This is a genomic window from uncultured Hymenobacter sp., from assembly GCF_964242765.1.
Lineage (GTDB): Bacteria > Bacteroidota > Bacteroidia > Cytophagales > Hymenobacteraceae > Hymenobacter.
The window spans coordinates 1-9,628 of the sequence record NZ_CAXTBM010000117.1; the positions used below are offsets into that span (position 1 = coordinate 1).

Below are 9,628 nucleotides of genomic sequence, written 5' to 3' on the forward strand. Positions count from 1 at the left end.
GCCTCCCCCCGACCCCGCCGCTGCCGATTCCTGGTTGAGCTTGATTCTGAAACAGGAAATAGCGCCTCTCTTAGACGACTACTGGCTGGACCAGCCCGCCAAAGCAACGGCGCAGAAGAAGCGGCTCCTAGGGTGAACTGGGGAGTTTGACGTTTTGCTAGCGCTACTAACGCGGACTCGCGTAGTTAAGGCAGTTACCAGATTGAAGTAGAGGGTGTAGCGCTAAGCCTTTGCTTCGCGTCTCGTGGTGACGGCGTGGGTGCTCTCGTTCTACCATACGCGAAGCAAAGGCTTAGCGCTACACTTGGTGCACTAACCGGACTCGAACCTCACAAGCTCACCATTCTGCCCCCATGATCCCCATCCAGAACCTTTACTATTTGCTCTGCTATGCTTGGAATCGGCTGCCGGAGCAGCAGGAACTGCTGACGGCTGAAGCGGCAACGTTTCATCGGCCGCTGGAGCTACTGGCGCACGTGCTCCTCACGGGGACGCGTCGGCTGCTGCGTCAAGGCTTGGCCGTGGCTTATGCTGAGCGAGAAGAAGAACTGCCGGAATTACGGGGGCGGGTGCAGTTGGCGCCCAGCCTCTCCCGCGACTTACTGCGCCGCGGCCGGGCCCTGTGCGTCTACGATGAGCTTGGGTTCCAAACGCCATTCAATCAGTTGCTGCTTGGCACCTTGTACCATCTTAGCCGTAGCCGCGCGCTGCCCGCTCCGCTCCGCCATGAGCTGAAGCTAGCGCAGCGTCGTTTTCCGGCGGACTTGCAGCCCTTGCCACTTTCCCCGGAGTTGTTGCGGGCAGTGCACCGCCTGCGCCCCACCGGGTTGTCGGCGTTTCTGCTGAACGTGTGCGAGTTGGTTTACCACAGTGCCCTTCCCGAACCCGATGCAACTGGCCGCCTCCGATTCCGCGACTTCCGCCGCGACGAACGCCTTATGGCTCGCCTCTTCGAGCAATTTGTGCGCAATTTCTACCGCTCAGAGCAACAAGAGTTTCGGGTGTTATCGGAAACCATTCGTTGGCAGGCTACTACGGCTACGCCCGAAGCGCTAAACTTGCTCCCAGCCATGATTACTGATACCACGCTGGAAGCGCCCCACCGCAAGATCATTCTCGATACCAAATATTACACCGCCGCTCTGCGCCCGCGCTACAACCAGCAAAAGCTGATTTCGCCTCACCTCTACCAGCTCTACGCCTACCTTCAGAACCAGCCTACTGCCCCCGAGCAAGCGCTAGAAGGGGTTCTGCTTTACCCAGCCGCCGAGCAAGCGCTAGATGTGCGTTACACCCTTGGCGGGTATCCCGTTCGCATCGTTACGCTGGACCTAGCGCAACCTTGGCAAGGCATTGCGGCCGATCTGCTGAAGCTCATCATTTAATTGCCGCCTCAACATATCAACATCTCAGCACCTTTGATTATTCAGTGGTGGTCGATATCCTAACTAATCATGCACTATGCTATAACCAGCCTGGTTGATGCCAAGAATAGGAGTCATTACCTTTTCAAAAATATACATTATCATAGTTCTAGTAGCCTTTAAAAAGCCTGGTGAGTATGTGGTCACTAGCCTAACAAGTGAAATTTTATAAATAATTTATTCGACGTTAATAGTTTTTATTAAAGAAACAATAACATATACTTGCTAAAATTGCCAATACAGTTGAGTATCAACACATCTAGCAACATCTCTTCTTTTCACTTCTAACTGACACATGAGAAAAGTCTTACTCTCATTGCCTCTTACGGTCCTCGCGCTAGCCAGCCACACTGTGCAGGCCCAGACGCGCACGGTCACTGGGCAAGTACTTGGCGCAGATGGCGCGGGTCTTCCAGGCGTCACTGTAGTAGCCAAAGGCACTTCCGTAGGAACTGCTACGGACACCGACGGCCGCTATAGTTTGGCAGTTCCCACGACAGCTAGCACACTTGTATTTTCCTCAGTTGGATTCGACTCCAAGGAGGCAGCAATTGGCACGCAGTCGGCAGTCAATGTCACGCTGGGATCGGCTAGTACTGGTCTAGATGAAGTAGTGGTAGTGGGCTACGGCACGCAGTCTAGGCGCGACCTGACGGGTTCGGTGGCGACCATAAAAGGAACAGAAATTGCTAATAAGCCGGTCCAAAGCTTTGAGCAGGGCCTACAAGGCCGGGCATCGGGCGTAAACATCACAACGCCGAATGGGGTGCTCAACAATGCGCCTGTTATCCGGATTCGCGGCGTCAACTCTATCACGCTTAGTTCATCGCCACTGTTCGTTATCGATGGAATTCCTGCTTTCAGCGGCAATACGTCGGCGGTGGGTAGTGTGCCAAACAACCCGTTGAGTAATGTTAATCCCAGCGATATAGAAAGTGTTGAAGTACTGAAAGATGCTTCTGCTACTGCTATCTATGGTTCGCGGGCAGCTGGTGGCGTTATTTTAGTAACCACCAAAAGAGGCAAGAAAGGGCAAAGCCGAATTTCGTTTGATTCGTGGGCGGGTTGGTCGGAGCCAGTGCGCTTGTTTGATGTGCTCAACGCCGAACAGTATGTGGATATCAAGAACGAATCCGTCCGCAACCTGAACGCCAACCGTGTTGCCTTAGGACAGCTTGGTAATAACGTAGAAGGTTTCCGGCTTCAGCAAGATGCCGATGGCAACACAGTGGATACGAATTGGTATGATTACATCTACCGGACTGGCTTTTCCACTTCCAACACACTGAACTTCTCGGGTGGTACTGAGAAAACCAACTACTATACGTCGATAGGGTATACCAACCAAAAGGGTATGCTGGAGCAAAACGAGTTCCGGCGTATTTCAGCGCGTCTCAACCTCGACCACAAAGTATTTAAAAACTTCACTGTTGGTACCCGAGTAGGCTATTCCAACAGCCGCAACCAGTCTCCTAACTCGGGTTCAACGGGTGAACAGTCTTTTGGAACGGGAGGTTTGGGTCGCTTGCCGCTCGTGCTACCGCCCAACGTAGCGGCCCGCAACCCCGACGGCACTTATAATACTAGTGGCGCTGGTGTTGGACCAGGCGCCAACTTAGAGCCAACTTCGACCGCAACGCCGACGGCGCCGCTGGGGGTTAACTACTACAACCCGCTCGTCGACCTAGAAAACAACTACTTCATTTCGGAAGGCAATGAAATTCAGGGCAGTGTATACGCTAGCTGGGAAATCATCACTGGCCTGACGCTTCGTACCACCTTTGGTATCAACAACATCTTGTTCGAGGACAAGTCTTTCAATACGTCTATTGCGGGGGATGGCTTTTCAACTGGTGGCTCAGCTTCCAACTTCAACCGGATCAATAAGCGCTGGAACTGGCAGAACACAGCTCAGTACGACCGCACCTTAGGTGAAAAGCATAACTTCTCCTTGCTGGTAGGAAACGAACAGCAACACACTGATATTGAGCGGTGGGGAGCCACTCGGTCTGCTATAGCCGATCCTTTCCTGACCAACTACCAAGGCACGTATACCAACATAACAGCGGCGGGCAACTTGCAGAGCGAAAACTATCTGCTCTCTTACTTCGGTCGTTTGAACTACGATTTTGGCAAGAAGTACTTGGCTTCCATCAATTTCCGGCGCGACGGCTATTCGGCCTGGGCCGAAAAGTGGGGCAACTTCTACGGAGCATCGCTAGGATACGTTTTGTCGGAGGAAGATTTCTGGAAAAACGCTCCCCTTGCCAATACATTCAACTTCTTGAAGTTCACGGGTAGCTACGGTGAAGTTGGCAACAGCCAGGGTGTCGATGATTTTGCTTCGCTCTTCACCTACGAAAACAGCTTGTACGCCGATAACGCCACCCTGTATTTCAGCAACCCCGGCAGCCCGCTGCTCACCTGGGAAACCAGCAAAAAAACCGATGTGGGCCTCACCTTCGGCTTGCTTGGAGACCGAGTCACGGGGGACTTAGCATACTACCGTAACCTGGTTGACGGCCTGATTTTGCGCGTACCCCAAGCTCCGTCGAAAGGACTTCCAGGCGGCGCTGTTCCAACTGATGTTGCTAACATCAACAACAGCACGTATCTGGCCAACGTCGGCTCGATGCGTAATACGGGTATCGAATTGAATCTGAAGGCCGTTGCTATTCAGAAGCCCAACTTCACCTGGACAGTGAGTGGCAACTACACGACGCTCAAAAACCGGGTGTTGAGTTTAGCTACGGAAGGCCAACGTATCGCTACACCTACCTCTCTGGAAACGGTCAACTTCACGGAAGTAGGTCGCTCGGTGGGAGAACTGCTAGCGGTGCCTTCATTGGGCGTAAACCCAGCAAACGGCCAGCGCATGATTCAGAAGGCCGACGGAACCGTAGCCCAATACAACCACTCTGGTGGCGGCTGGACGGACGTTGCCACTGGCCGGGCTACTGCGGCCCCCAACCAGCTGGTTGACGGACAGTATTTTGGCCCTACCCTACCCAAATGGTATGGCGGCTTCGATAACACGTTCCAGTACAAGAATTTTGACTTGGGAGTATTCATCCAGTACTCAGGCGGCAATTACCTCTACAACGGTACCAAATCTGGCTTGCACGATCAACGTTTCTGGAACAACGACGTGGACATTTTGAATCGTTGGACGGAAACCAACACCACCAACGCGGAATGGCCACGGGTGGTGTTTGGCGACAACATTTCCAATGGCTCGGGCCTGGTTATGTCGTCGAATATCGAGAAAGGCGACTTTGCCCGTCTGCGCAACATCACCCTGGGCTATAACGTGAAACCAAGCGTGCTGACCCGATTCAATATTGCCAGCATTCGGGTGTACGGTCAAGTGCAGAATGCAGGCCTGATCACGAATTACACGGGTATTGACCCAGAAATCTCCACCAACTCAACCACTGGTTCTAATGCCAACACGGGCGCGGGCGTCGACCGCAACTCGGTAGGACAGGCTCGGACTTACACGGTGGGTTTCAACATTGGTTTCTAAACACGGCATTCTGATGAAGTCATCATTTAAAAAAATAGTCACGGCAAGCCTTTGCACCACGGCACTGGCATTTGGCACCTTCTCGTGCCAAAATGATTTGTTGGACCCTGTACCGACTACGCTTTACCCGCAGGAAGTGGTGTTTGACACTCCCGCCCGCGTGCTACTGCAAGTCAACAATCTGTACTCGTATATAAAAGTTGGCAGCTTTTTGGGAGGGCGCTACCAAGTGTACAACGATGTACGGGCGAATGATTTTATAAATCTTCGGAGCAACGGCGTCACGGCGCTAGGCGTGTGGAATCACACACTGACCGAGCAGTCGCAAAACGACGTAGTAAGCTTGTGGGCTGCCGGCTACGCTGCCATCAACCAAGCCAACGTGTTTCTGGCCGGCATGGATGCTAGTTCAGCTAAGTTCGTTGCACCACTTTTCCCGGCCACTTTTGCCACCACCGCCGAACAATACAAAGCAGAAGCTAGGTTGCTACGGGCTCTGAGCTACTACTCGCTTCTGCAATTGTACGCTCGACCTTATACTGACGGCAATGGTAGCAGACCTGGTTTACCTTTGCGCCTGCAAGCCGAAACCGACGGTACCAACAACGACCTAGCGCGTAGCACGGTAGGAGAAGTATACCAGCAGATTATCTCAGATCTGAACTTTGCGGAACAAAATCTGCCACTCACTTACACTGGCGGTACTGCTTCCACGCTCAACGTGACGCGGGCTCACCGCAACACGGCTATTGCCCTGAAGACGCGCGTGTATTTAAGCATGGGGCAATACAGCGAGGTAATCCGGGAAGCCAATAAACTAGTACCCGCTACTGCACCCTATGCTGCTCCTACTGGTGTGCGCAATGCGCTGAATACTTCTATAACTGCGGTTTTTGCCGCGCCACAGGAAACAACCGAAAGCATCCTGAGCTTTCCGTTTACAGCGCAGAATGCTCCCGGCACTCAGAACCAATTGGCTTTCTATTATCGCCCATCCCCGGTTGGCAATGGCGAATACGCGCTGAACAGTGGCGCCGGCGGCATCCTCTCCAATACGGGCTTTGAAGCGGCCGATGTGCGGCGGACCAGCTTGGTTACAGGCACGGGTACTCTTTACTTGAATAAGTATCCTAACGGCACACCCTACACAGACAAAGCACCCGTGATTCGCTATGCCGAAGTGATGCTAAGTTTGGCAGAAGCCCGTTTCCGCACGGCAGGCGCTACCGACGCGCAAGCACTCGCCTTGCTGAACGCAGTGCGGCAGCGCTCTAATGGCAGCGCTTACACCACCTTCGCAACTGCAGATGCTGCTGCTAACGCTGTAGTGCTGGAGCGCCGCATCGAATTTCTCGGGGAAGGCATCCGCAACCTCGATATCATGCGACTCAATGCGCCTATTCCGGCTAAAGGAACGGTTAGTGCAGTGAATCCCGGCGATATCCTTTACGTCTGGCCGATTCCGAATACGGAGTTGGCTGCCAACCGCCTAATGACGCGCAACGAGTAAGCTTATTGAATTAAAAAGAGGCCTCTCGTGATTTGAGAGGCCTCTTTTTAATTTATGCAAACTGCATCAGTGGCGGTATCGAGACGTAAAATACTGCTAGAGTGGAGGCAGCTAGGTCGAGCAGCATTATTTGTTGAGACACGTTGCCTGGTCTGCCCAGAACTATGCATCCTCCTCGTATCACTGGCGTCCTTCAGTTGCAGAAAAAGAGTGCTTTCACTTAGACTGCTGCTTATTCTCCCTCCTGTCCAACCAAACCTTTCCTTGATTTGAAAAGACGTGATTTTGTAGGCCTCACCAGCCTGGCTTCTGGAGCTTTGTTTTTACCCACGTTTCCAAGTCTTGGTGGCACCCCTGTTGACCCATCCCGGCTGCTAGAAGCCCCGGACCCGGCCATTAATAAGCGCTTAGCCGATGCGGCCCTGAATGCCGCTAAGGCGGCTGGCGCTACCTACACGGATGTGCGCATTGGCCGCTACCTCAACCAAAGCATCTTCACCCGCGAAAAGCAAGTCCAAAACATAGCCAGTGGTGAAAGCTTTGGCGCGGGCGTTCGAGTTATTGCCAACGGCACCTGGGGCTTCGCGGCCACCAATACCGTGACGGAGGCCGGCCTGGCTAAAGCGGCGCAACTGGCCGTGCAGATTGCCAAAGCCAACTCCAAAGTGCAGAAAGAGCAAGTGAAACTGGCGCCGCAGCAGGGCTACGGGCAGGTAAGCTGGAAAACACCCATCCAGCAGAACGCTTTCGAGGTGCCCGTGAAGCAGAAAGTGGAGTTGCTGCTGGCCGCCAACGCCAAAGCCCTCGAAAATGGGGCTTCCTTCGTAAACTCTTCGCTGTTCCAAATCAACGAGCAGAAGTACTTCGCCAGCACCGATGGCTCCTACATCGACCAAGACGTGCACCGGATCTGGCCCACATTCACGGCTACGGCCATCGATAAGGCCTCGGGCAAGTTCCGCACCCGGGATGCTATGTCGGCCCCGATGGGCTTGGGTTACGAGTACCTCACGCCCAAAGCCGCCGATAAGATGGCGGGACCTGCTGGCTCTGATGTTGTCGGTTTCAAAAACAGCTACGACATCTTGGAAGACGCGGCCGCAGCGGCTAAGCACGCCCGCGCCAAACTCACGGCCAAAAGCGTAGTTCCGGGCAAATATGACCTAGTGCTCGACCCCAACCACCTGGGCCTGACCATTCACGAATCGGTGGGCCACCCCACGGAACTAGACCGGGTGCTCGGCTACGAAGCCAACTACGCCGGTACCAGCTTTGCCACCCAGGAATGGAAGGCGAAGAACATCCCGTTTGGCTCGAAGCAAGTCAACATTGTGGCCGACAAGTTGCAGCCAGGTTCTTTAGGCGCTGTTGGGTATGATGATGAGGGAGTGAAAACCAAGCAGTGGGATCTGATTAAAGAAGGCAAACTGGTCGATTACCAAAAGATTCGCGACCAAGCACATATCGTTGGTCAGAACGAATCGGATGGGTGCTGCTATGCGGATTCATGGAGTTCGGTACAGTTCCAGCGCATGCCCAACGTGAGCTTGCAACCCGGCAAAGAGAAAATGAGCGTGGACGAGATGGTAAGCAAAGTGGATAAAGGCATCTTCATTGCCGGCCGCGGCTCTTACTCTATCGACCAGCAGCGCTACAACTTCCAGTTCGGTGGCCAAGTGTTCTACGCCATCGACAAAGGCAAGATTACGGGCATGCTCGAAGACGTAGCGTATCAGGCCAACACCCAGGAGTTCTGGAACTCGTGCGCCGGCTCCTGCGACCAGTCCGACTACCGCCTGTTCGGGTCGTTCTTCGACGGCAAGGGTCAGCCGAGCCAGGTATCGGCCGTGAGTCACGGTTCGGCCACTACCCGCTTCAACGGTGTCAACGTCATCAATACAGCCAGGAAAATTGGTTGATTGTTGATAGCCAGGGCTGATGTCGAGGTAACTCTTCAATAGCCAATAGCTACCTATCAACAAGCATTCATCACCAATCAGCAAGCAACAACTCAACAATTAACTAATGGCAATTCTTTCCAAAGACGAATCCCAGGCCATCCTTAAGAAGGTCCTTAGCTTCAGTACCGCCGACGAGTGTGAAGCCACGCTCAACGGCAGCATTGGCGGCAACGTCCGCTCGGCACGCAACGCTATTAGTACCAGCGGCGCCGTCGATAACGTGAGCCTAGCCGTAGAATCTCGGTTCGGCAAACGCTCGGGCGTAGCCACCTGCAACGAGTTCGACGATGCTACCTTGCGCCGTTGCGTGCAGCGGGCCGAAGAAATTGCCAAGCTGGCCCCCGAAAGCCCAGAGTACATGCCCCTGCTTGGCCCGCAAACGTACGTAGCGGCTCCCAAGTCATATGCCGCTTCCACCGCCGGCATTACCCCTAACTACCGCGCTACGCAGATTGGCAAGACCATGAAAATCTGCGACGAGAAAAAGGTGAGTTCGGCCGCTTTTCTCAACGATGAAGCTGGCTTTGTGGCCAAGCGCAACAACAAAGGCCTGGAAGCATATCAGCAGTACACGGGCCTGGAATTCAGCATCACGGTGCGCACGCCCGACGGTACGGGTTCCGGCTACGCCACCGCCGACTTCAACGATGCCGCCGGATTCGACGCTGGCGCCCTGACGCAAGTAGCGGCCGACAAAGCCGCTAACTCGCGCAACGCCAAGGCCATTGAGCCCGGCAAATACACGGTTATTCTGGAGCCTGCGGCCCTAGTAGCCAACTCCGACGCCTCGCTGATGGCGGCCCTGATGAATGCGTTGGATGCTCGCAACGCCGACGAAGGCCGCAGCTTCCTTAGCAAAAAAGGCGGCGGCAACCGCAAAGGCGAAAAGCTGTTTGATGAGCGGGTAACCATCTACTCGGACCCTACCAACGCCGAAATTGCCAGCCTCACGTTTGCTGGCGACGGCCGTCCGCAGAAGAAGATGACCTGGATTGAGAAGGGCGTGGTGAAGAACCTCTACACGTCTCAGTTTTGGGCGCAAAAAGCAGGTATTCCGGACATCCCGCGGCCCGGCGGCTGGATCATGGAAGGCGGCACCCAAAGCGTGCAAGACATGATTAAGGGCACGGCCAAAGGTATCCTCGTGACGCGCCTTTGGTATATCCGCCCTGTTGACCCGCAGACGCTGCTTTACACGGGCCTCACC

General features: G+C 54.2%; 5 protein-coding genes. All 5 read left to right on the plus strand.

What is annotated here, in order from left to right; translation table 11 throughout:
* Positions 1-353 precede the first annotated feature (353 nt).
* Positions 354-1,385 (plus strand): hypothetical protein, encoded by a 1,032-nt coding sequence (locus ACFE7X_RS24450; RefSeq protein ID WP_375438297.1) that lies wholly within the window; start codon positions 354-356, stop codon positions 1,383-1,385.
* Positions 1,386-1,719: 334 nt separating this feature from the next.
* A complete protein-coding gene (locus ACFE7X_RS24455; protein WP_375438298.1) occupies positions 1,720-4,950 on the plus strand; it encodes a SusC/RagA family TonB-linked outer membrane protein in 3,231 nt (1,076 codons plus the stop codon).
* Positions 4,951-5,047: 97 nt separating this feature from the next.
* Complete coding sequence (locus ACFE7X_RS24460; RefSeq protein ID WP_375438299.1) at positions 5,048-6,460, plus strand: RagB/SusD family nutrient uptake outer membrane protein; 1,413 nt, start codon at positions 5,048-5,050, stop codon at positions 6,458-6,460.
* A gap of 269 nt (positions 6,461-6,729) precedes the next feature.
* Complete coding sequence (locus ACFE7X_RS24465) at positions 6,730-8,379, plus strand: TldD/PmbA family protein (protein WP_375438300.1); 1,650 nt, start codon at positions 6,730-6,732, stop codon at positions 8,377-8,379.
* A gap of 106 nt (positions 8,380-8,485) precedes the next feature.
* On the plus strand, positions 8,486-9,628 hold a 1,143-nt coding region (locus ACFE7X_RS24470), incomplete at its 3' end, for a TldD/PmbA family protein (protein WP_375438301.1).